This is a genomic window from Microcystis sp. (assembly GCF_048564745.1).
Taxonomy (GTDB): Bacteria; Cyanobacteriota; Cyanobacteriia; order Cyanobacteriales; family Microcystaceae; genus Microcystis; species Microcystis ichthyoblabe_A.
Genome location: NZ_JBLZRT010000101.1, coordinates 1 through 22698, shown reverse-complemented (window position 1 = coordinate 22698; position 22698 = coordinate 1). Strand labels below are relative to the sequence as shown.

The window sequence follows — 22698 nt, the reverse complement described above, 5'->3', positions numbered from 1 at the left end:
TTTCCTTCTCTCCCTTAGTTAAAGTTTGCTAAAAAAGTTTTTCTTGGGGATAGATAGGTTTTGGGGTGTTAGGGAATTTAGCTAAAATTTCCCCATCTCCCTAAATCCCTATCTCCTAACTTCCTGTCTTTGTGGTTAACAAGAAGGGAACAGTCAAGGAGCAAAAGTGCCATTAATACAGACTTTCCCCATCATTAAGTAGCTGGTTATAATTAAATTTAAAATGGATTTTGCCTTTAATCCCCCCTTGATAAGGGGGGTGCCGATAGGCGGGGGGATATGAAAGTTTTTAATACCTACCTACTTATTTATTCCTTTTCTATTTTTGTTCAGGACTTATTGATTGATTTAGGCTCTTTTGTGGGGACAATTCCTGATTTTTAAGATCAATGTAGATTGACAAAAATGAGATGCAGCCACTTCTCGAACTTGTCTAACTCGATGCCAGATGGGAAAATAACCACAAATCTAACTATACTCATTACAATATAAATATCAACGACCACGATAAAAAGTTCTTATGCGGGTAACTCTAAAATCGGCCTTGAGTGACAGTCATATCGATGCTAATCAAAGCAGCAGTCAACGTCAACTGATGCTATCGATCGCCGCCACCAGTGAACAGATCAACACAAATTTACCGATTAATCTTTGTTTAGTTCTCGATCATAGCGGTTCTATGCAGGGAAAACCCCTAGAAACGGTAAAAAAAGCGGCCTTAAGTTTAATAGAATCCCTCGGAGTTAACGATCGTCTCTCGGTGATAGCTTTCGATCATCGCGCTAAAGTTATTCTTCCCTCCCAATCACGACAGGATGATCTGACCTTAATTCGCTCAAAAATTAAACAGTTACAAGCGGGAGGAGGCACGGCGATCGATGAAGGGATAAAATTAGGTATTCAAGAAAGTTCTAGCGGCAGCAAAGGTTATGTATCTCATATTTTTCTGCTTACCGATGGTGAAAATGAACACGGAAATAATCAACGCTGTTTAAAATTAGCCGCAGTAGCGGCTGAGTATGGTATCACCTTAAATACCTTCGGTTTTGGCGATCATTGGAATCAAGATATCCTAGAAAAAATTGCCGATATCGCCGGCGGAAGTTTATCCTATATCGAAAGACCCGAACAAGCTTTAATTGAATTTACTCGTCTGTTTAACCGTCTGCAATCTGTGCGGTTAACTAACGCTTTCCTGCAATTAGAATTAGATGCTCGGACTCATTTAGCCGACTTAAAACCCATCGCCCAAGTTGCCCCAGAAACCATAGAAATGAGCCTACAAAAAGAGGGTAATTTTTACATCACCCGTTTGGGGGATTTAATGATAGATGAAGAAAAAATTCTCCTCCTCAATCTCTATATTGACCAAATTCCCCCCGGTACTCACACCATAGCTAAGGTGAAGATTCGCTACGATGATCCCGCTTCCGGTCAAAAAGGGCTAGAAACTGCGACTTTTAACCTTGATATCACCTCCCAAGCTCTCTATCAATCCCAATTAAACGATCAAGTTCAGAAATCAATTCTGACTTTAGCCAAATATCGTCAAACCCAAATCGCTGAAGAAAAATTAAAACAGGGCGATCGAGCAGCCGCCGCCACCATGCTACAAACCGCAGCCAAAACCGCCCTACAATTGGGAGAAAAAAATGCCGCCACTGTCCTCCAAACTAATGCCACCCGTTTACAGGTGGGAGAAGAATTGAGCGAGGGTGATTTAAAGAAAACCCGCATTATTGCTAAAACAAGACTACAAACCGATGGATAAACCACTTATTGAAACAAAATCCCGATTCCCAGCAAAGCAATCATCACCCCGAAAATCGCCCGCAAGTTAATCCGATCCCCCATCATGGCAGCGATCGGCAGGACAAATAAAGGACTGGTAGCGGTGAGAGTTTGGGCAATACCCACAGGAGAGAATTTTAGAGCAGTTTGCTGTAACCATATCCCTAAAAACGTACTGCCAAAAGCGGTGACAATAATAATAGCAATCAGACGCAATGACCAGTTAATCGCTGGCGATGATTCCTGACGGCGAAAAAACATCAAAATTAACACTATTCCCGTCCCCGCTAACAGACGAAACAGGGCACTCTGCAAAGAAGACATTCCCGACTCTACCAGTGCCTGACGAGATAAAACCGCTCCCACCGCTTGGGAAATCGCAGCGATTAAAGCCCAGGCAATTCCTCGCCGACAAGGACGTTGACTATTGATTTCGGGAGTTTTTTCGGAAATAACCCAAGCAACCCCGAAGATGGTCAAAATCATGCCAATATAAGCCGATATTTTCAGGGATTCCCCCAAAAAAGTCGCCGCTAGAATCGCCCCCAAGGGAGGCGAAAGGGTTTCTAACAGGAGGGTTTTTCGCGGTCCCAAATAATTGAGGGCGGTAAAATAGGCCGTGTCACCGATTCCTATACCAATTGCGCCACTTGTCAAGAGTATAAATACCGAACTTTGTTGATTAATATCGCGCCATTGTCCGGAAAGGGGCAGCGTCAGGGCAATTAAAGCGATCGCGACTACTCCTTTCAGAAAATTAAGCAATAAAGGCGGGATTTTCTGGCCTAATAGGCTATAAATCGCCGCAGAAATCGCCCAAAGCGCCGCCGTACTCAAAGCCGCTATCTCTCCCGTTAAATTTTCACCGAGACTAAATCCGTTGAGCATTATCATATTTGTCAGGAGACAGTATTAAGAAGACTCCGAGACTCCGAGACTATTTTTATTTATTATCCCCACTTCCCACACCCCCGCTAATTTAGTGATTTAATAAAACCGACCACTGCTGCAGAAGATAAAAACTATGTGTATTCTCGGTTTTGATCCGGGTAAGGACAAATGTGGGATCGCCGTCAGGTCATCGACGGGGAAAATTTATACCCATGAGGTGATAGCATCGTCACAGGCGATCGAGCGTTTAGCCAGTCTCTGTCAACAATATCCGATCGAATTATTGGTGATGGGGAATCAAACCACCTCAAAAAGTTGGCGCGAAAAAATTGCCGCTCGTGTCACCGTCCCGATTACTCTAGTAGATGAACGCAATAGTACCCTAGAAGCTCGCGATCGCTATTGGCAAATGTTCCCCCCCAAAGGATTACAGAAACTCATCCCCCAAGGTATGCGTCTTCCTGATCGCCCCATTGATGATATAGTAGCGATTCTGCTGATTGAACGTCATTTACAGTCCAAATAATGTCACACTACAAATTAGACACAGCAGGGTGAATTGACGATGCTCCTAAGTAAAGGTTTTGAAGTGGAAATGTACACCGGAACAGCAGCCGGAGAAATTATCGGTTTATCCGATCGCATTGTCAAGGATTTAGATGGTTTTGTCCGGGAACCGGATAGTCGTAACGTAGAATATACTACGGCTCCCATGACTAACTATGACCGTCTTTTATGCGCTACTTTAAAACCTCGTCTGGCTCTACGGCAATATTTGCGTCGTTTAGGCGATTATACCCTCATCCCCGGCAGTACCCTCTCCTTGGGCGATAGTCAATATTTTTATCGCAGTGACCCCCACAATCCCTATCATGACTATATCGAACAGACCTACGGCACTAATGTAGTCACGGCCAGTATTCATATTAACGTCGGTATTAGCGATTATGAGGATTTAATGCGTGCCTGTCGCTTAATTCGCCTAGAAGCTCCTTTATACTTGGCTTTAAGCGCTTCCTCTCCTTTTCTCGATGGGAAAATCACTGGGTCCCATTCCCGTCGTTGGCAAGTTTTCCCCCAAACTCCCGCTTATGTTCCCCTCTTTGAAAGTCATAAACATTTTGTCACCTGGACTGAGGAACAATTAAAACTCGGTACGATGCAGAATGTTCGTCATCTCTGGGTTTCGGTACGTCCTAACGGTGGCAATCGTCCCTATAATCTCAATCGTCTAGAATTGCGAATTTGTGACCTGATTGCTAATCCTATTAGTTTATTAGCAGTTATGGCTTTTTTAGAGGCCCGTTTAACTCAACTTTTACAGGATCCCCAATTAGACCCCTTAATTTTAAGTCAATTACCCAGCAGCAATCGTAGCGAGGATTTATTAACTTTAACTCAAGAAAACGAACAGGCTGCCGCGCGTTTTAGTCTTGATGCCACCCTGAGACATTGGTACGATGGCCGGGAAATCTTAGCTAGGGATTGGATTAAAGACCTCTATGTTCAAGTTTATCCGATCGCTAAAGAAAGGGGTTTTAGTTGTTTCCTCTCTCCCCTACAAAAAATCCTCCGCGAAGGTAACACGGCACAACAATGGTTAAAACAATACGACCAGGGGATGGATGTTAAAAGTATTATCAAACAGGCGATTCTTACCCTAGAAAAAGAGGAACGAGAGTTAGAACATAAATTATGTCAGCATATTCTAGTTGCGTGAATAAAAGACTTTTTCTCTAATTATTTGGCTCTCTTGAGGTTATGGTGATGAGTAAATCTTATCGGTTCTTCGGTTTGTGTTATGCAAGGGACGGGATTATAAGAGATGAAACCCTTATAGAGAAAGATATTGCTGCGATATTTGTCAATTGTTTTCAATCTAGAGCGAACTAATCAATTAAGTCTCTTGCTAGATAAGGATTTAGTCGATTTATGCCCCCCGATAGAACCATACCAGATAACGAAGAACCATTTAAACTACTAATTGGCTATAACCAGTCTAGGAGAGCCACCAAATTAAAGCATATCTAAAGAGTTTTGAGTTAAAAGTAAAACTTCAGGTTTTCATTTAAAACAAATGTACCAACTAGCTTAATTTTTGGGGGAAAATTAGTCAACCGATCATTAAGTACCTAAGCAAAATTAATTACACATATCTAACCCCGCTCTTGCCTCTTGCCTATCTTCACTAGGAAATTAATTTTGCACGACTACTTATAACATATAATTAATTTGCAAGAGTTCTACTGTTTACTGATAACTGAAAAACCTCCTTCACCCGAGCGACAACATTTTTCAGGGTAATAGGATAAGCTGGAATTATCGAAACCGTAGAAATAACAGATAAAATGAGTAATCTCCTCTGGCCGCGTTTTCTCAAGAAAGCTTACCGTCAAGAACCAATAACTAGCTTTATCTTTACCGCAGCGGCAGTAGATGTCATCATCGGGGTTCTAGGACAAAGATGGACACTGCTGTCTTTAGGGGCAACGATTATGGCGATCGCTATCTTCGCCAGGTGGCAACAGAGCCAAAAAAGCAAGGCAATCAACAAAGAAGAAGCGGCAAGATACTATTTACCGCCCCAATCGGGTCAAGTAGCTTTACCGACCCTGAAAAATGAAAAAAATCGACCTTCTTAGCTCAAAAATTTCACCTTGCTTGGCAATCAATCCCCTCAAAGGCTAGAATCTATAGCACCGTTCATTTGTTAATATTCAACTAAATTTATGAAATTCCGATTTACGGGTGGGGAGAAACTTGTCGGGGCAATTGTGGTCAGTGTCCTAACCACGCTGACAATCGGGCAACATCAGCTTAGTCAGGCCCAAAGTCCTATTGCTCCCCCTAAACCCGCAGCTGAAAGTGGCGAAAAAACCCCAGAAACTATCCTAGTAGAGGGTTTAGGCAGACTTACCCTCGCTAAAACCTTAGAAGGGCAACAATCCACCCCTAATGCTGTGATTTTCAGCCCCGATAACCAATTGGTTCTCGCTGGTGGTAGTGATACGGATCCTCTCCTGAGAATTTGGTCCGTAAAAACAGGGCAAAAAGTTTCCCAAACTCGGGCCCAAAGAACTAGCGTCAAAGCTTTAGCCATTAGTCCCAACGAAAAATTATTAGTTAGTAGCGGTTCAGATGGTTCCATTAATTTTTGGAATCTGGTGGAAGGCAAGTATTTAGGAATTGCCCTCGAACACGGTAATACTGTCCTCGCCCTTACGGTTACTCCCGATGGTAAAACGTTAATTAGTGGTGGTTTGGAAGGAATTCGCCTCTGGACAGTGCAACCCCCCCGCCGTCCCCTCTATCGTTTAAATTGGGTGGGTAATTTTGTTTATTCCCTAGGCATGAAATCCGATGGTGTCACCCTTGCCAGTGGTCATGAAAACGGTGAGGTAAATTTTTGGGACATCCGCGAGGGCAAATTGTTATCGAAATTTTCTGCCCATCCCCAAGCGGTTAGCAAGCTTTTATACACTCCCGACGGTAAAAATTTAATTACCGGTAGTTTAGACCGCACGATTAAAATCTGGGATACGAGCAATAATCAGTTATTATTTACCCTCGTCGGTCATACGGCCCGAATCCGTTCCCTGGCACTCCATCCTAACGGACAAATTCTCGCTAGTGCTAGTAATGACGGGGTGCGTTTATGGGATGTGACCACGGGTAAACAGTTAGCCTGGTTTGATAATAATTCCGACTGGGTGGAATCCCTGGCTTTTAGTCCCGATGGGCAGTATTTGGCTAGTGGTAATTATGATTTTAAAATTCGCCTCTGGCAATTCGTCCGTTAGGCAAAAATGCCTTGATTTAGCCTTTAACCACTTCTAGAAAAGCCGATTTCGCCGCTGCCTGTTCCGCTGCTTTTTTGCTTCTGCCAGTTCCCACTCCTAATTTCTGCTCATTTAACCACACTTCCGCACAAAAACGTTCTTGATCTAAACCATTGATTTCTTTTACTAAATATTGCGGCAGTTTTTTGTATGTTGCTTGTGTCCACTCCTGCAAGGCATCCTTATAATTCTGTCGGGCCGGATCTCGACGAATTTCGGCCGCTTTTTCCCGCAGTGGTTCATCTAACCAAGAACGCACTAAAATCATCGTCTGTGTACTAAGATATAATGCTCCCAAGACCGCCTCAAAAGCGTCTGCTAGTCGAGAAATTCGCCCCGCTTGATCGATACTCGTACTACTTGATACCAACAAATAACGCTCGAAACCGTAGCGATCCGCAAATTCCGCCAGAGTGCGATCGCTAACCATCATCGATCGCAGGGCGGCAAATTCTCCCACGAGCGCCTCTGGATAGGTTTCTAACAATACCTCCGCCGCCACGAGTCTTACCACAGAATCGCCCACAAATTCCAATTGTTCATAATTCTTATCACGCGAAACACTGGGATGAGTTAGGGCCAAATCTAACAAATCCCACCTGACGGGGACATCAGCCGATAAACCCAGCTTTTCCACTAGGGTTTTTAATTGTTTTTGGCGACGCGGATCACTTAAGGACATGGGAGCGAGAAGAAGGGGTGTGGGGTGTAGGGTGTGGGGTGTGGGCTTCGGCCGTGAGCTCAGCCGAACGGGTGTGGGGTGTGGGGTGTAGGGTGTGGGGTGTGGGCTTCGGCCGTGAGCTCAGCCGAACGGGTGTGGGGTGATGGGGAGAACAAAGCTGCCTATTGCCGACCGCCGACCGCCTCCTGATAACTGATAAAGGAGAGAGTCAGACATAAGCCGAATTCTGTATTTCCCAACAGCAGTAAAATTGCTTTTACCTTTGTTGGAATAGAGGTTATCTATCTGGGATAATTGTTACCAATTACCTCAAGCGGTTCCTAAAAACGGGACAGGAAAAAGACCAACCTTTGTCCCTCCACCTTGCTCCCCACCGGGGTTTACCGAGCCAGTACCTCTCGATACTGCTGGTGCGCTCTTACCGCACCTTTGCACCCTTACCCCCAATCAGTTATCAGTTATCAGTGAATTTACTTTCGTTACTGTTTACTAATCACTGAAAAAAGGAGGCGGTATTTTTCTGTGGCACTATCCTCACGCTCACGCGCACTGGACGTTATCCAGCAAGTGTGGTCTTTCGGGAGTTCGGACTTTCCTCGGAATCATTAATCAAATGACCCCGCAACCTCTAGACCAACTCTCTCCTATTCTCTAGTATGACTTACCAGAGACTCGATCGCTCATATATCCTAGTCAATAATCAGTGATCAGTAAACAGTAAACAGTGAACAGTGAAAAGACAGCAGGAAACTGCTATTTAATACTGCTCGCTTAATAAGTAGTCGTGCAAAATTAATTTCCTAGTGAAGATAGGCAAGAGGCAATAGGCAAGAGCGGGGTTAGATGTGTGTAATTAATTTTGCTTAGGTACTTACATACTGCTCACTTAAAACTCAAATCTGATAACTGATAACTGATAACTGATCAATGTCGATCGCTCTAAACGTTAACATTAAAGGTAATGGCTATCCGATCCTCTGTCTGCACGGTCATCCCGGTTCGGCATCCAGTATGTCTGTATTTACCGATCATTTTTGCCAACGCTGGCAAACCCTGGCCCCGGATCTGCGCGGCTACGGTAAAAGTCGTTATCGCCTGGATTTTCAGCTAGAAGAACATCTAGAGGATTTAATCGAGCTGCTCGATCGCCAAAAAATCCAGCAATGTTTAATTCTCGGTTGGTCTTTGGGGGGTATAATCGCACTGGAATTAGTATTGCGGCATCCTGATCGCTTTCCTGGTTTAATTCTCGTGGCCTCGGCCGCACGGCCTTGGGGTAGTCATCCTCCTATCACCACCACAGATCTGATTTTGACGGGGATGGCGGCAATTCTCAATCAGATTAAACCGGGATGGCGTTGGAATATTGATACTTTTGCCCGTCGTTCCCTGTTTCAGTACCTTTTTTCACAACATCAAGCGATATCCTATCAATATCTCGCTCAAGATGCTGTTACCGCCTACTTAGGCACTTCTCCAGCTGCTAATCGCGCTTTAAATCGGGCTTTAAAAAAAGGTTACAATTGTTTAAAATCTCTTGACAAAATCACAATTCCCTGCTTAGTTCTGGCGGGAGCAAATGATCGCCATATTACCAGTGCCTCGAGCCAAGAAACAGCCGAAAAACTGAAACTGTCTCGGTGGAAATGTTACCCAGATACAGCCCATCTGTTCCCCTGGGAAATCCCCGACTTAGTTTTAGGGGACATTGATAATTGGTTAGCGGAGCATTTTAGCGATAAACTGGCAGGGTGAAGTGAAAACTACTGCCGTGGTCAGGGACACTATCCACCCAAATTTGACCGTAGTGGGCGCGAATAATCTTGCGACAGACCGATAAACCGATGCCATAACCTTCTTTACCCTCATCCCGTTTGAGACGCACATGACCCTCAAAAATATGCTCTTGTTTTTCTTCGGGGATGCCGGGGCCGGTATCACTGATGCTCACTTGTACTTTTTGAGTAGTACGATGGAGGACAGAAAGGGTAATTTCGCCGCCAGGGGGAGTATATTTGATGCCATTCTCCAAGAGATTAATAATCACCTGTCGGATTAACTCCTCATCAGCATAGACGGGGGGCAGATCTTGGGGGATATCGCTTTGGAGAGTTAAAGTCTTTTCCTGAAAAATATCGGTAAATTGAGACAAAATTTCCTGACAAAGAGCTTGAAGATAAAATTTACTCTGGTGGAGAGTGAATTGCGCCGCCATGCTCTTAGAAGCTTGCAGAATATCCGTGATCAAACGGTTCATAATCCGGAACTGTTTGCGGGCCTGTTGGTGCAGTTGTTCTCGTAATTGCAGACTGCGCTCCGTATCCGGTTGATGATAGGCTAATTCTAGGGTTTCCACGGCGATGGAAGCAGCGGTGAGAGGGCTGCGTAAATCGTGGGCTAACATAGCCAAAATTTGGTCTTTAAATTTCAACTGTTCTAATAATTCTTCCTTTTCCTGTTTAAGACGAAAAACCTCATCGGCAATGCGGATGAGTTCGCCCGAATGTTCCACCTCTTGACGTTGTTCATCCTCAGCGTGATGATTTTTGACCTCCTCTTTAATCGCTTTTTGCCAGCGTACCAACCATTTTTTAAACTGTTCCACCAGATTACTGCCCGCGAGGGTATGGCGGGGGGCGGGGGCAATTTTGACCAGGGCCGGGGTAGCTACAAGGCGAAAATGTTCGACTAAATGAGGTTGCTGGCGAATTTCGATGATTTGTAGGTCAATTGGGTAATCAGACTTTAAAGACTGGAGATAGGACTGAATTTGACGGATAATTTCTTGAGAACTGGGACGGTCATCAACAAACAGCAAAAGTTGAATCGAGAGAGGCGTTGTCGTCTCTCTCCCTAAAGCAGTCAGTGGCTCGTTAGATGGGAGCATCGGAAAATTAGTAAACCTAGGGATTGACGGGATTGATCGATCGTCGATCGACTTTTATCATATTCTTTATTGTAGAAGCTTAAGATAGTATAAAATCTACTCAACCTAATCTTAAAGTTTTATTCCTTAATTCTAAGAAGAAATCCTATGGCTTTTGGCTATGTTGCCCTAGTTCTCCACGCTCATCTCCCTTTCGTTCGCCATCCCGAAAGCGATTACGTCCTCGAAGAAGAATGGTTATACGAAGCAATCACAGAAACCTACATCCCTCTGCTGCAAGTTTTTGAAGGTCTCAAGCGGGATGGTATCGATTTTAAAATGACCATGAGCATGACTCCGCCGTTGGTGTCGATGCTGCGGGATCCGTTACTGCAAGAGCGTTATGAAGAACACTTAGGTAAGTTAGAAGAATTAATTGCTAAAGAAATCGACCATAATCAACATAATGGCCATATTCGCTACTTAGCCGAATATTACGCCGAATCTTTCCAAAGTATCCGACAAACTTGGGAAAAATACGATCGAGATCTGGTCAAGGCATTTAAACAATTCCTCGACAGTAATAACCTAGAAATTATCACCTGTGGTGCGACTCACGGTTATATGCCCCTGATGAAAATGTACCCACAAGCGGTGTGGGCGCAAATTGAGGTGGCCTGTCAACACTACGAAGAAAATTTCGGTCGTCGTCCCAAGGGCATTTGGTTGCCGGAATGTGCCTACTATGAAGGGGTAGAAAGAATGTTAGCCGATGCGGGCATTCGTTACTTCCTCGTCGATGGCCACGGTATTCTCTACGGTCGTCCTCGTCCCCGTTACGGCAGTTACGCGCCCATTTTCACGGAAACTGGGGTGGCTGCTTTCGGTCGTGACCATGAATCTTCCCAACAGGTGTGGTCTTCCCAAGTCGGTTATCCGGGGGATATAGTTTATCGGGAATTCTATAAAGATTTGGGCTGGGAAGCGGAATACGAGTATATTAAGCCCTATATCATGCCCAACGGTCAACGCAAGAATATAGGCATCAAATACCACAAAATCACTAGCCGGGACGGTGGTTTATCGGAAAAAGGACTTTATGACCCTTACTGGGCCAAAGAAAAAGCCGCCGAACACGCGGGCAATTTTATGTATAATCGCGAGCGGCAGGTGGAGAGTTTAGCGGGAATTATGGGCCGTCCTCCCCTGGTTGTTTCTCCCTACGATGCCGAGTTATTCGGTCACTGGTGGTATGAGGGACCCTGGTTTATTGATTTTCTGTTCCGCAAGTCTTGGTATGACCAAAATATCTACCAAATGACCCATTTAGCCGATTATCTCCGGTCTAACCCCCATCAGCAGGTCTGTCGTCCTTCCCAATCCAGTTGGGGTTATAAGGGTTTCCATGAATACTGGCTCAATGAAACTAACGCTTGGATCTATCCTCACCTGCACAAAGGCACAGAACGGATGATTGAATTAAGTCATCATGAAGCGGAGGATGAATTGCAGGAACGGGCTTTAAATCAGGCGGCCCGGGAGTTATTATTAGCGCAATCTTCTGACTGGGCTTTTATTATGCGAACCGGTACAATGGTTCCCTATGCTGTCCGGCGCACTCGTTCCCACCTGCTGCGGTTAAATAAAATCTATGAAGATGTGAAATCGGAGAAGATTGACTCTGGTTGGTTGGAAAAAGTCGAGGAAATCGATAATATTTTCCCCAATATTGATTACCGTGTCTATCGACCTCTGTAATCTGGGTGAGTAGTATAGATAAAAGGGGGGGTTAGTTAATACCCCCCCGATTTGATTTTTTAGAAAGTTAAATTGGTGTGTCTTGGGCTAATTCTGAGGCTAATTTGGCCAGAATTTTGGGTTTAAGTTCCTCGAGTTTCCGTTTTAACATCCGCTTGCTAATTTGTGGGCTGCCAACCTGGGCCAATTGACTATCGGTCAGCCATTGCTGCAAAATTTGGCATTGATTGGTGGGAATATTGGCGGTGATCACATTTTCACAGATCGGGCCGCCTTCGAGGGAGAAAAATAAAATCCAGTATTGACCAGTTTCGCCAAGGGTTTTGGTCATTTTTTGACCCTGGGGGGTTTTTAAGTCCAAATAACAGGGCAACCAGCGCGGCCCCTGTTGACGATGATAGAGGACAGTAATCCAGAGAATCATCGGGTGGGGTGTGGGTAAGAAGAGAAATTGATTATAACGGACACTAGCAACCCGGACGGGGATATCTTCTCGATCCAACATTACCCATAAACTGGCAAAAACGCCGTCAGCAGCCTTGATACAGCGTGGGAAGACGATTTTTTGGCGCGGTTTATCCTCGGGCCAACTGGACTTGAGACAGATATCCTTAGTATTAGCGACAGCAAGACCGGTTCGATCTAAATCTTCAAGGGTTTTAATTTTAGTGGTGTAATCGTCGATTTTTTTGACTATTTCACCGATACGATGCAATTTATTGGGTTGATTATTTTTGACTAGGGGTTCGAGTCGTTCGAGAAGTTGTAGTATATCTGTAACACTTTGCGGTCGATCGCTGGGTGCTTTGGCTAAACAGCGCAGGATTAACTGTTCTAATTCTGGCGGTAATTGCAAGCTAGGATTAAAGGGACGGGGTTCAGCGTAGTGGTGAACCTCATACCAACCGCCAAAGGAGGAATTATCGGGAAAAAAGGGCGTTTTTCCCGTGAGCATCTCGTACATCACGATCCCGAAACTGTAGATATCGGAACGATGATCGAGTTCTTTACCTTCCATCTGTTCTGGGGAACAATAGGCTAAGGTTCCCATAAACGATTGGGTTTGGGATTCTCCCGATTGGATGAGTTTAGCGATGCCAAAATCGAGAATTTTCACCAATTCCCCTAATCCTGAGTCCTGAATGATGATAATATTGCTTGGTTTGATGTCCCGGTGAATAATTGGACAGATCTCGCCTTGGAAGATAATACCCTTATGGGCGCATTCGATGCCGAAACCAATCTGACGGGTGAGATGAAAGAAGCGCGAGAGAGGCAGCGGGTGATATTTGATGATTTCTCCTATGCTTTCCCCCTGCAAAAATTCCATGACGTAGAAGGGGACTTCCTTTTCATCTACACCATAATCACGAACTTTAACAATATGAATACTTTTTTCGCCTAAAAGTGCCGAAATAGTCGCCTCTCGCTCGAAACGCTCGCGCATTCTTTTGTTGAGGAGAGTTTGCGAGAGGAATTTCACGGCGACGGTTACGCCACCTAAGAGTTTATCTTCCGCTCGATATACTTGTCCCATGGCACCGCTGCCGATCAACTCGACCAGTTGGTATCGATTGGCAAGTAGGCGCCGATGTCTAGAATCTGCCGACATAACTAGGCTACTGTGTTAATTATAGTGAGTCTGGTGGAGAGAGTTTTTTTAAGAACTGCTGCAATCCGTGGCTGATCGAGAGGACTTAACCTTAGAATGCCCTTTTTTTAGGCTAAAAGCATGATTGTTAACATATATTTTCAGGCATTTTTAGTCCTTGCCTCTTGCCTAATTAATTTTTGGGGGTTGAAAAAAATGAAAAAACTAAGTATAAAATAGCATAAAATCTCTAGATAGACAATTTGATTGATTATTTTCGTTCTTGATTCTCCTGACTTGAAAGAGGGTGTAGGGTGTAGGGTGTGGGGAAAGAAACCTCTTTCATCTGTGGGGGTGAAAATTTTTTCATCGGGACTGACTCCTAAACAACTAGGACAGGGAACTCCCTAACCCCCCTAAAACTTTTTTGCCGAAAGTGACCGATCTGCGTAATAATTCTTTAATAAAGATTTGTAAACTTGAAAATGATTATCCTTTCGCAGTGCTAGAGATTTAATGAGACGACTAATTGCGATCGAAAAAGCTCTGCTCATCGGTCATATTGTATCGATGGCTTTTGGACTAGCGGGATTGTTGCTAGTCTTGCCCCATCCCGAATTTGTGGCCAATTTACCGGATTTTGGCAAAACCGCCTTTGCTTGGTCAATGGCCGGGGGGGGTGTGGTGTATATGGTGTTAGGAATGGCAGCCGTGGCTGTTTATGCCTATCGGACTCTAGGAGTGTGGCACTGGTTAGGATTCATGGTTCCCGCTATCAGTTTATCCCTTTGTAGCGAACTATTAGGAACCAGTACCGGCTTTCCTTTCGGTCATTATCGTTATCTTTCGGGCTTAGGTTACAAAATTGCGGGTTTAGTCCCCTTTACTATCCCCCTATCTTGGTTTTATCTCGGTTTTAGTGCCTATATCATCGCTCGTGTTGGTTTATCCACTCTTGCTATACCCCAGTGGCTACAAAATCTAGGAGCGATCGCTATCGGGGCGGTATTATTAACTTCATGGGATTTTGTCCTAGATCCGGCCATGAGTCAAAGTACCATCCCCTTCTGGATTTGGGAACAACCGGGGGCTTTTTTTGGGATGCCCTATGAAAATTTTGCTGGTTGGTTCGGTACAGGCTGTGTTTTTATGACGGTAGCCACTTTAATCTGGCAAGTGCAACCGGTGAAACTGCCAAGTCAAGATTTAACCCTGCCTTTTGTGATGTATTTGGGTAATTTTGGCTTTGCTACGGTCATGAGTATCGGTGCTGGTATTTATCCGCCGATTTTCTTAGGATTACTCACCGGTATTCTGCCTTTAATACTCCTCTATAATCGCGCCAAGGCTGTTGCTTCCGGGCAAACAGTGGCAACCAGCGAAGTAACAACCCTAAAAATCCCCGTTGTTTCGGTGAGAGGAGCCAAATAAGTTGTTAACTGAGATAATTCTCGGTGCATTCTGCCTGGGGCTACTGCTGTCTCAGGCTGTTGCCTTTTTTATCCTTCTTTCCCGTCTGCTAAAAGGGGCGCGTCGTCGTCCTCCCCTGACTCCCCAACCCCCCACCCCGGAGATGTTAGGGACGGTAAGCGTGATTGTGCCGACGTTAAACGAAGTGGCCAGGATTGACGGTTGTTTACAGGGATTGAGTCAACAGAGTTACGAAGTGCGAGAAATTCTGATTGTCGATAGCAATTCCCAAGATGGTACGCGGGAAAAAGTCAAAGAGATGGCGGCAAAAGACCCCCGCTTTCGCCTGAAAACCGATTATCCTTTGCCTCCCGATTGGGTAGGTCGTCCCTGGGCGTTACACAATGGTTTTTTGTTTAGTTCTCCTAAAAGTGACTGGATTTTGGGCATTGATGCCGATACCCAACCCCAAGCAAATTTAGTGGCTAGTTTAGTTAAAGCTGCGATCGCAGAAGGTTACGATTTAGTTTCCCTGTCGCCGCAATTTATCCTCTCCTATCCGGGAGAATGGTGGTTACAGCCGGCTTTATTGATGACTTTGCTCTATCGCTTTGATGCGGCTGGAGTGCGCGGGCAAGATCCCGAACGAGTCATGGCCAATGGTCAATGTTTTCTCTGCCGGCGGTCAGTTTTAGCGGCTTTAAACGGTTATAGCGGGGCAAAAGGTTCTTTTTGCGATGATGTCACCCTGGCCCGTCTAGCGGCAACGAAAGGCTATCGGGTGGGATTTCTCGATGGGGCGAAGTTGATTCGCGTGCGGATGTACGAAGGACTCAAGGAAACTTGGCGCGAATGGGGCAGATCTCTTGACCTCAAAGATGCCTCCTATCAGGGGCAATTATGGGGCGATTTAGCTTTATTAGCTCTTACTCAGGGATTACCGATAATTATCACCCCTTTACTGCTCACAGCTTTGATTTTTGGCTACAATTTCCTGAGTTTAAAAATTGTTTTGACTTTAAACCTGCTGCTGTTATTGATTCGTTTTGCCCTTTTATTGGCTGTCTCTCCTAGCTACTATCGCGGCGAAAAAGTCAATCTATCTTCGGGATTATTTTGGCTATCTCCCCTCGCGGATCCGCTGGCAGTTATCCGCATTTTTATCTCTGCTTTTACCCGTCCCCAAAGTTGGCGCGGTCGATTGTATTAAAAATATGGCTCTCTTAGGTTTGGTGGGTAAAATGGATTCTAAGATACAGTCCTGTTGGCGAGGGAGTGGAACGAACCACAAAGACACAGAGGACACAAAGATCGATCATATTGTAAGTTAAACTGATCACACAGAACCTAGAAGAGCCGATAAATTAGGCTTTTAGTCATCACCTAAAATCATGGCTTCGACTTCCTGTTTAGCTTTTTCTAGGTCGTCTTTGGCTTGTTGTTGGAGTTGTTTGGCTTGATTACGAATTGCGGTGATATGCTCACTAATTTCTATTTGTTTTTCAAGAGGAGGCAGAGGAATTTTAAAATTTAGAACATCAGGTTTTGATGTGTTAGGTCTTACTGATGTTATAGTTAGACTTTTGTTAAGTTGCTCTTGAACAACAATAGAAGACAGAATATTAAATAAATATTTCTGATCAACATAGTTCCTATCGCCTCTAATCACAAAGGAAAAAGACCCGAAAGTATAGCCTTCATATTCTTCTGTTACGAAAGCACATTTTCCAGTTGTGTTACCACACTGTACCATTAAAATATCATTTGCCTTAACCAATTTTTGATAAAGTCTTGGGGTATCAAATTTAATATACTTAATGTCTGACATATCAATATAGCCATCTTTTTTAATGTTTGTAACTCTAATCATTGGTAAACCATCTGCGTCTGAAAAAGCATAGTCTTGAGTCGGCATTAAACCATAATCAAAAAATGATACAATATCTTTCAGCTTTTTGACTCTTATAGGCATTGATTTTAATTTATTCTCTAAATATTTAAACTTATTTTGATATGGATAAGGATCAAACCTATCGCCTGATACTTCGCTTAAATTACGGATAAAAATTCGGTTTTTAATAGTATTTTCTTCGGGTTCAGGCAACTCAATCCCCAACTCCCCTAACAGATAATCATCAATACTATCTAGTAATCGCTGTGCTTCCAATTCTTTTTGTTTTTTAGCCGCATAAGCATCATCCATTTGTGAAATAATTATTTTTTGAATATTCAAATTTGGAACAGGTATATTGATTTTACTTAAGTTGTAAGGACTAATATGTTTATTTGTCGCTCCTGTTAAACTTCTTTGCATAATTTTTTGACCAATTACCAAAGAAAAAAAGCATTGAATGTACTTAGGTTCTACAGAATTTTCAAGTCTTATTAACAAGGTATCTGCTCCAATGACTATATTTGGAAGTTCTACATCAATTGTTGCAGTATCTCCAGCATTAACACCAGATCGAACAACTAAAACATCTCCAATACGGGGAAAAATTTCAGTAGAAGATAATATTGAAGAATCAAGAAAAACAGGACTATTGCTAATATCTATTCCATCTGGTCTTATATTTTGAGACCTTAATAACTGTATGCCTCGATCTACATAAATTCTTTTATGCTCAGGTGGATGTATTATACATTTTGAAATATTATTCAACTTTTTAGTTTCATAAATATAATTAATTCCTCTCAAGGAAGGAAGGTAATAAGTTGGATCAAGTCTTTCATCTATCTCGACTAAATTAACTAAAAATATTTTATCTTTATCCACATCAAGACCTAAAAAAAAACCATCCTTTCCTGACTCTATCGACTCAATAAACCGCGCAAGCTCCCGACCAATAAAATCTAACTCATTATTATTAGTCGGTTTACCCGTTGCATCATAACCAATATCTTCGGCAATTGCCATAAAAATCGGATAATCTTCGATTACCTTTTGCTTTTCTTCCCCATACTGATCACTCAAAGACTCCTTTAAGGCCTCAATTTGGTCATTATATTCCGCCGTGACCGACTTTTTCCACTCCTTATAAAGCTCCGAATCCGTCAACGCTTTACCGGACAAATTTTGAGCATTATCAAAACCTCGTAACTCCTTTAAATGCCGCTTCTTATTATTTTCAATCTTATCCAATAACTTTAAATAATCATTGCCTTGCTTAATTTGATCCTGTAAAGCCAGTTTAGCCTGTTGAATACTTTCCGTTACTGCTTGCGAATGCTTTTTCAAAAATAAAACCGAACTTTTAACCCCCGCTCCCGTTGCCGAAAAAGCCGTCTGAGGCAACGAAACCACCGCCACAATGCGATATTTTTCCTCGATTCCCTCCCTGACATACTGCAAACTTGAATTAGTCAAAATACCATCAGGAACCACCATCGCTAAATAGCCACCTTCCTTTAAAAAACGATGACATTGCTCAAGAAATAAAACTTCTGTACTTTGGCTGTCCCGCTCCGTTGTTCTACTTTTAGGATTTAACCAATCTACCGCCTTCATCGCAAAGCTATATTGGGATATATAAGCCTGTTCCGTTTGTTTAATAACCGAACCAAAAGGCGGATTAGTAATAATAAAATCAAAGCGATTATATGTAAAGCCTTTATTTTCTGTCCGTTTAATTAAATCTTCGCTATCGCGTAAACCATCCGCCGCAATTACATTGGTATGACCATCATCATGGATAATCATATTCATTTTGGCAACCCGGGCAATCTGTTCATTAATTTCAATGCCAAACAAATTACTCTGAGCAAAATTATGCCAATGCTGATAATGTTTGTTATATTCTTTCGGATCCGTTTGATAATTGGGATAGTATTCATCAGCTTCCGTACGAACCTTCTCTAACGCATGAAGCAGAAAACCACCGCTTCCACAAGATGTGTCTAAAACTAAAGAATTGTGCTTGATGGGTAGTACATCCACAATAAACTTAACAATTGGTCGAGGTGTAAAATACTGCCCAAAATCTCCGCGAAAAAATGACCCCATAAACGTCTCAAAAGCGCGACCCTTACTATCTAAGTCTGTTTCGCCTAAATTAATACTTTCCAAATAACCCACCACCGTCCGCAACTTCTCTGGACTTAAGCGAATATCATCCTTAAAAACTTCTGCATCTGCTCGACGACCTTCTTCATATAAAGCCTTAATGCGCTCACTTAATTGCTTATTTTCCCGTTGCTTTCTTTCCTCCTCTTTTTCATTAGCTTTAGGTGCAACACTAAAGATCTGAAAATCGTAGGGTTCCCCTACCTTGCGAGCTTTCTTTTCATCCCAAATTTTACAAAAAATTAGCTTATCTAACTCGTCAAAAGCCTCTGAGGGATTCAACTCTCCCCCTCCCCATAAGGATTGATGAGCCTGCTTAAAACGACGGGTTAACTCATCCTCTGTAACTACTGTTAACTCAAATAACTTTTGTCCATTAGAAATACCACCACCTTTAGCATATTTAAAACGCGCTAATGTTTCCACTCCCGATTGTGGAATATCAGTGATAGTAATTCTTTCCTTTGGCTTTTCTGTTGGTACTTGATAATATTCATCTTTAATACCGGAAGTTATCCAAACATATTTCGCTCCTTCCGCCACCGCATAACTAAAACCCTGCTCTACTGCCTGAGTAAATTCTAATTCTGAAACCTCTTGTTTTTTACATTCAACAACGATATGAGGCGATTTATGCCCATCATCATTATAAACAATAATATCCGCTTCTTTGGTCGATGATCCCATTGCTACGGGAACAAATAACCGAATCCGCTTTTGATCATAACCGTAGGTCAAAACTAACTTTAAAAAAGTCTCAGCTTGTACCTGTTCTTCATGATTGCTATAATTTCGCTTTTTATTTTGATTAATATAGGTAATATATTTCTCCTCATCATCTAACTTAATTAAGCCTTTTTTTATTCCTTCTTGAATTAAACTCATAAGCGTGTGATGGCCGATTCATTGACTGAGATAAAAAAATTATAATATTAACTGGGTATTTCAGACAACCTACTGTTTAGCCGGTTAAAACTGAGGAATATAATTAAAAAGATGACGCATGACCACAAACTCCCAACAAATAACCCTGACGCTCCACCGTCCTCACCTGAGCTTGTCAACCCTTTTTAGACGAAAGACTCACCACCAACTGCGGAAAGTGGAGATAAATATCGGGTGTATTAGGCCCCCCTAACACACCCAGAAAAGATTTTAGGAAAAATTAACCGACGACACAGAGAATATCCGATGCGTGACTAGCGGTATTCACTTTGTCATCCACATGGCTAATTTTGCCTTCTGCATCGATGATATAGGTGACGCGCTTAGAATAGCCACCCCCATCGACGTCATAAGCTTTGGTGATAGCACCATCGGTATCTACAAGCAATTGGAAGGGTAAACTGTATTTTTCTTTAAATTGTGCATGGGAACCCTGGTCATCCCTGCTCACCCCGAAGACTACTATTTCCTTGTCTTGGTATTGTTCGTAGTTATCCCGGAAGCTTTGCGCTTGCTTGGTGCAGCCGGGGGTATCATCTTTGGGATAGAAGTATAAAACTACGACTTTACCTTGAAAATCCGACAGGGAAACGGTTTTTCCAGTATCGTCGGTGGTGGTAAAGTTCGGTGCGATTGTTCCAACGGTTAAAGCCATAACTCCGATTCCTTTACAAAAGCTAATCTATATTGATCATAAGGGATGAGGGTCAAAAACAGGGAGAGGGGAGAAGAAGTCAGAGCATTTGTACTGAATTTCCTGATCAGTTTAAATGCAGTACAACTGAGAAGACGAACAACAAACCTCTAGAATTTGTCCTAGGATAATATTTGTCAGCTAAGAGGGGGATAATATGGGGCTATTCTGGTTAAAGGTGAGAACTTTTGGGCAAAATATCTTAATCGGTTTAGTTTTAGTGCTATTAATCGGTTTTTATCACAGCATCAGCGCTAAATCTGCCTCATTAATGATTGTTTATCCTCCCGATAATCATCAAACCACGGCATCGAGAATCTTTTTTATTGGCTCTGCTCCTCCATCGGGTCAAGTTTTGCTCAATAATCAACCGATTCAACGCAGTGCTAAAGGATATTTTGCCCCTAGTTTTCCCCTAGAAGTTGGCGAAAATAATTTCACTATTCGCTATCAAAACCAAACTATTAATCGTCAAATAATTCGTCGAGATACTCAAGCAATTATTCCTCAAGGATTAGCTTTTGCTGATAACTCTCTCAGTCCTGCTGTCCATAGGACGAGGTTAGTGGGGGAATGGATTTGTTTTAGTGCGATTGCCACTCCCCAAGCTCAGATTTCTGTGCAGTTAGGAGATAAAATCTTACCTCTTTTACCCCAAGCTCAAACCACAAAACTGCCTAGTAATGCCGCAGTTTTAACTAATCTTAATCAAGCGAATTCCGAGGATAAAACTGGTTACTATCGAGGTTGTCAGCAGTTTAAGCAAGAGGCTAACTTAGGAAAACCTATTTTTACAGCACAATTAAATAATCGCTCGATTAGCCAACAAGGTCAAGGAGAAATTAACATTATTAGCGATCAAAATTTACCAGTGATTGAAATTATAGTTGCGGAAGGGGTAGCACGCACCGGACCAGGTAGTGATTATTCCCGTTTAACTCCTTTACCCCAAGGTACGAAAGCGAGAGTCACTGGGAAAGAAGGGGATTGGTTACGGTTAGATTATGGTGGTTGGATTTTAGAGCGAGAAACCCGTTTAATAGTTAATGAGGTCCTAGATAATGCTAATATTCGCGGTCTCTCTTCTCGAAGTATCAATCAAGCAACGGAAATTATTTTTCCCCTCTCCCATCCTGTACCCATCGCCGTGAGACAAGAGGATGATAAATTTATTTTGACCCTTTATAATACTATTGCCCAAACCGATACAATTTTTCTGGGGGATAATCCTTTAGTTAGACGTTTAGATTGGCGACAAATTAACCCGACCACAATAGAATACACTTTTAATCTTAATCAAAAACAACAGTGGGGTTATAGTCTTCGTTACCAGGGGACAAATTTAATCTTAACCCTGCGTCATTCCCCAGAAAAAAGTGATAATTTACAGGGCAAAGTTATTTTATTAGATCCCGGACACGGAGGTAAAGAAACCGGTGCTGTCGGTCCAACGGGTTACACAGAAAAAGAGATTAATTTGCTTATTTCTAAATTAATTAAACAGGAGTTAGAAAAATTGGGGGCAACAGTTTATTTAACCAGAGAAACGGACATCGAACTATCCCTACCAGCACGGGTAGAGATGATTAATAATCTGCAACCAACCCTAGCACTATCGGTTCACTATAATGCTTTGCCTGATGATGGAGATGCCTTAAATACTCAAGGAATTGGCATATTTTGGTATCATCCCCAGGCAGCGGATCTATCAGTTTTTCTCCACGATTATTTAACCAAAAATCTTAACCGTCCTTCCTATGGAGTATTTTGGAATAATTTAGCTTTAACTCGTCCCTATAGTAGTCCTTCTTTGTTATTAGAGTTAGGATTTATGAGTAATCCTCAAGAATTTGAATGGATTACCGATACTCAGGCACAAAAACAACTAGCGCAAGTTTTAGCCGCCGGAATTAGCCAATGGTTTCAACAATCTGGGGTAATCGCTTCTAGTTAAAATTTAATGGCAAGCGGAGGGAGATAAGCTTAAGTAGCTGGTTATAATTAAATTAAAAATGGATTTTAGGTTCGATCCCCCCTGCCCCCCTTGATAAGCTATCCATTAGTCACATCTTTCTTAACATAAAATTTGACAAAAAGAGAAAAGTGTGCAAGATGGCTCAAGGAGGTTCTATGGGGGAACTAATTTGATGAGATAGTTTCCAAGTCTG

The 22698-nt window shown here is 42.7% G+C and carries 16 protein-coding genes, 1 other RNA gene and 1 pseudogene; 11 read left to right on the top strand and 7 right to left on the bottom strand.

What is annotated here, in order from left to right:
* Positions 1-520 precede the first annotated feature (520 nt).
* The gene (locus ACOCD9_RS11875) at positions 521-1771 is read left to right on the top strand and encodes a vWA domain-containing protein (RefSeq protein ID WP_287699887.1); all 1251 of its coding nucleotides are present in this window, start codon (positions 521-523) and stop codon (positions 1769-1771) included.
* 5 nt (positions 1772-1776) lie between these two features.
* On the opposite strand, the gene ACOCD9_RS11870 is transcribed toward ACOCD9_RS11875, so the two are convergent.
* Complete coding sequence (locus ACOCD9_RS11870; RefSeq protein WP_419547556.1) at positions 1777-2679, bottom strand: DMT family transporter; 903 nt, start codon at positions 2677-2679, stop codon at positions 1777-1779.
* Positions 2680-2815: 136 nt separating this feature from the next.
* Between ACOCD9_RS11870 and ACOCD9_RS11865 the strand changes: the two genes are divergently transcribed.
* The 5 genes and pseudogenes from ACOCD9_RS11865 (at position 2816) to ACOCD9_RS11845 (ending at position 6482) form a co-directional block, all read left to right on the top strand.
* Positions 2816-3208 (top strand): pre-16S rRNA-processing nuclease YqgF, encoded by a 393-nt coding sequence (locus ACOCD9_RS11865; protein ID WP_016515004.1) that lies wholly within the window; start codon positions 2816-2818, stop codon positions 3206-3208.
* A gap of 39 nt (positions 3209-3247) precedes the next feature.
* Positions 3248-4402, top strand: coding sequence for a glutamate--cysteine ligase (gene gshA / locus ACOCD9_RS11860; protein WP_419547554.1), 1155 nt, complete (start codon positions 3248-3250; stop codon positions 4400-4402).
* 74 nt (positions 4403-4476) lie between these two features.
* Positions 4477-4666 (top strand): annotated as a pseudogene (locus ACOCD9_RS11855) (hypothetical protein).
* A gap of 364 nt (positions 4667-5030) precedes the next feature.
* A complete protein-coding gene (locus tag ACOCD9_RS11850) occupies positions 5031-5324 on the top strand; it encodes a hypothetical protein (protein ID WP_287699884.1) in 294 nt (97 codons plus the stop codon).
* Positions 5325-5411: 87 nt separating this feature from the next.
* Positions 5412-6482: a WD40 repeat domain-containing protein gene (locus ACOCD9_RS11845; RefSeq protein ID WP_287699883.1), complete on the top strand. Its 1071-nt coding sequence runs from the start codon at positions 5412-5414 to the stop codon at positions 6480-6482.
* Between the two features lie 16 nt (positions 6483-6498).
* Here the strand turns inward: ACOCD9_RS11845 and rnc are convergent, their stop codons facing one another.
* Together rnc and rnpB are read right to left on the bottom strand one after the other, a co-directional pair.
* Complete coding sequence (rnc, locus tag ACOCD9_RS11840; protein WP_287668630.1) at positions 6499-7203, bottom strand: ribonuclease III; 705 nt, start codon at positions 7201-7203, stop codon at positions 6499-6501.
* A 200-nt stretch (positions 7204-7403) separates the two neighbouring features.
* Positions 7404-7844, bottom strand: an RNA gene (gene rnpB, locus ACOCD9_RS11835) — RNase P RNA component class A.
* A gap of 286 nt (positions 7845-8130) precedes the next feature.
* Here rnpB and ACOCD9_RS11830 point away from each other — a divergent pair.
* Complete coding sequence (locus ACOCD9_RS11830; RefSeq protein WP_419547552.1) at positions 8131-8958, top strand: alpha/beta fold hydrolase; 828 nt, start codon at positions 8131-8133, stop codon at positions 8956-8958.
* On the opposite strand, the gene ACOCD9_RS11825 is transcribed toward ACOCD9_RS11830, so the two are convergent.
* Complete coding sequence (locus tag ACOCD9_RS11825; protein ID WP_104396387.1) at positions 8936-10090, bottom strand: histidine kinase; 1155 nt, start codon at positions 10088-10090, stop codon at positions 8936-8938. The genes ACOCD9_RS11830 and ACOCD9_RS11825 overlap by 23 nt on opposite strands.
* Before the next feature lie 147 nt (positions 10091-10237).
* On the opposite strand from ACOCD9_RS11825, the gene ACOCD9_RS11820 reads away from it, so the two are divergent.
* Positions 10238-11827, top strand: coding sequence for a glycoside hydrolase family 57 protein (locus tag ACOCD9_RS11820; protein ID WP_072926856.1), 1590 nt, complete (start codon positions 10238-10240; stop codon positions 11825-11827).
* A 67-nt stretch (positions 11828-11894) separates the two neighbouring features.
* Here ACOCD9_RS11820 and ACOCD9_RS11815 read toward each other — a convergent pair whose 3' ends face one another.
* Positions 11895-13439, bottom strand: a complete 1545-nt coding sequence (locus tag ACOCD9_RS11815; RefSeq protein ID WP_287699881.1) for a serine/threonine protein kinase — start codon at positions 13437-13439, stop codon at positions 11895-11897.
* Positions 13440-13934: 495 nt separating this feature from the next.
* Between ACOCD9_RS11815 and cruF the strand changes: the two genes are divergently transcribed.
* Together cruF and cruG are read left to right on the top strand one after the other, a co-directional pair.
* Entirely contained in the window at positions 13935-14849 is a 915-nt protein-coding gene (gene cruF / locus ACOCD9_RS11810) for a gamma-carotene 1'-hydroxylase CruF (RefSeq protein WP_287699880.1), read from the top strand.
* Between the two features lies 1 nt (position 14850).
* Entirely contained in the window at positions 14851-16038 is a 1188-nt protein-coding gene (gene cruG / locus ACOCD9_RS11805; RefSeq protein ID WP_419547550.1) for a 2'-O-glycosyltransferase CruG, read from the top strand.
* Positions 16039-16200: 162 nt separating this feature from the next.
* Here the strand turns inward: cruG and ACOCD9_RS11800 are convergent, their stop codons facing one another.
* On the bottom strand, positions 16201-19776 hold the full coding sequence (locus ACOCD9_RS11800; protein ID WP_419547548.1) for an N-6 DNA methylase: 3576 nt from the start codon (positions 19774-19776) through the stop codon (positions 16201-16203).
* Between the two features lie 280 nt (positions 19777-20056).
* Positions 20057-20491: a peroxiredoxin gene (locus tag ACOCD9_RS11795; protein WP_061431517.1), complete on the bottom strand. Its 435-nt coding sequence runs from the start codon at positions 20489-20491 to the stop codon at positions 20057-20059.
* A 196-nt stretch (positions 20492-20687) separates the two neighbouring features.
* Between ACOCD9_RS11795 and ACOCD9_RS11790 the strand changes: the two genes are divergently transcribed.
* Positions 20688-22484: an N-acetylmuramoyl-L-alanine amidase gene (locus tag ACOCD9_RS11790; protein ID WP_419547547.1), complete on the top strand. Its 1797-nt coding sequence runs from the start codon at positions 20688-20690 to the stop codon at positions 22482-22484.
* Positions 22485-22698 lie beyond the last annotated feature (214 nt).

Coding starts and splice junctions, on each gene's coding strand:
- ACOCD9_RS11875 (WP_287699887.1), top strand. CDS start 521: ATGCGGGTAACTCTAAAATCGGCCTTGAGTGACAGTCATATCGATGCT.
- ACOCD9_RS11870 (WP_419547556.1), bottom strand. CDS start 2,679: ATGCTCAACGGATTTAGTCTCGGTGAAAATTTAACGGGAGAGATAGCG.
- ACOCD9_RS11865 (WP_016515004.1), top strand. CDS start 2,816: ATGTGTATTCTCGGTTTTGATCCGGGTAAGGACAAATGTGGGATCGCC.
- gshA (WP_419547554.1), top strand. CDS start 3,248: ATGCTCCTAAGTAAAGGTTTTGAAGTGGAAATGTACACCGGAACAGCA.
- ACOCD9_RS11850 (WP_287699884.1), top strand. CDS start 5,031: ATGAGTAATCTCCTCTGGCCGCGTTTTCTCAAGAAAGCTTACCGTCAA.
- ACOCD9_RS11845 (WP_287699883.1), top strand. CDS start 5,412: ATGAAATTCCGATTTACGGGTGGGGAGAAACTTGTCGGGGCAATTGTG.
- rnc (WP_287668630.1), bottom strand. CDS start 7,203: ATGTCCTTAAGTGATCCGCGTCGCCAAAAACAATTAAAAACCCTAGTG.
- ACOCD9_RS11830 (WP_419547552.1), top strand. CDS start 8,131: ATGTCGATCGCTCTAAACGTTAACATTAAAGGTAATGGCTATCCGATC.
- ACOCD9_RS11825 (WP_104396387.1), bottom strand. CDS start 10,090: ATGCTCCCATCTAACGAGCCACTGACTGCTTTAGGGAGAGAGACGACA.
- ACOCD9_RS11820 (WP_072926856.1), top strand. CDS start 10,238: ATGGCTTTTGGCTATGTTGCCCTAGTTCTCCACGCTCATCTCCCTTTC.
- ACOCD9_RS11815 (WP_287699881.1), bottom strand. CDS start 13,439: ATGTCGGCAGATTCTAGACATCGGCGCCTACTTGCCAATCGATACCAA.
- cruF (WP_287699880.1), top strand. CDS start 13,935: ATGAGACGACTAATTGCGATCGAAAAAGCTCTGCTCATCGGTCATATT.
- ACOCD9_RS11800 (WP_419547548.1), bottom strand. CDS start 19,776: ATGAGTTTAATTCAAGAAGGAATAAAAAAAGGCTTAATTAAGTTAGAT.
- ACOCD9_RS11795 (WP_061431517.1), bottom strand. CDS start 20,491: ATGGCTTTAACCGTTGGAACAATCGCACCGAACTTTACCACCACCGAC.
- ACOCD9_RS11790 (WP_419547547.1), top strand. CDS start 20,688: ATGGGGCTATTCTGGTTAAAGGTGAGAACTTTTGGGCAAAATATCTTA.